Raw genomic sequence first — 255 nt, 5'->3', positions numbered from 1 at the left:
TGATGCCAGTGGAAGACGTGTTCTCGATCTCGGGTCGCGGCACCGTGGTGACCGGTCGTGTTGAGCGCGGCATCATCAAGGTCGGCGAAGAAATCGAAATCGTCGGCATCATCGACACCGTCAAGACGACCTGCACCGGCGTGGAAATGTTCCGCAAGCTGCTGGACCAGGGTCAAGCCGGCGACAACGTCGGTCTGCTGCTGCGCGGCACCAAGCGTGAAGATGTCCAGCGTGGTCAGGTTCTGGCCAAGCCAG

The 255-nt window shown here is 61.2% G+C and carries 1 protein-coding gene; it reads left to right on the top strand.

Translation table 11 applies throughout. From position 1 onward, the window contains the following. A partial coding sequence (locus GM672_RS28110) for an EF-Tu/IF-2/RF-3 family GTPase (RefSeq protein WP_260115716.1) occupies positions 1–255 on the top strand: 255 nt, incomplete at both ends.

This window comes from Pseudoduganella buxea, assembly GCF_009720835.1.
GTDB lineage: Bacteria > Pseudomonadota > Gammaproteobacteria > Burkholderiales > Burkholderiaceae_D > Rugamonas > Rugamonas buxea.
The sequence above is the reverse complement of the archived record's forward strand: the minus strand, read 5'-3'. Positions and strand labels throughout refer to the sequence as shown.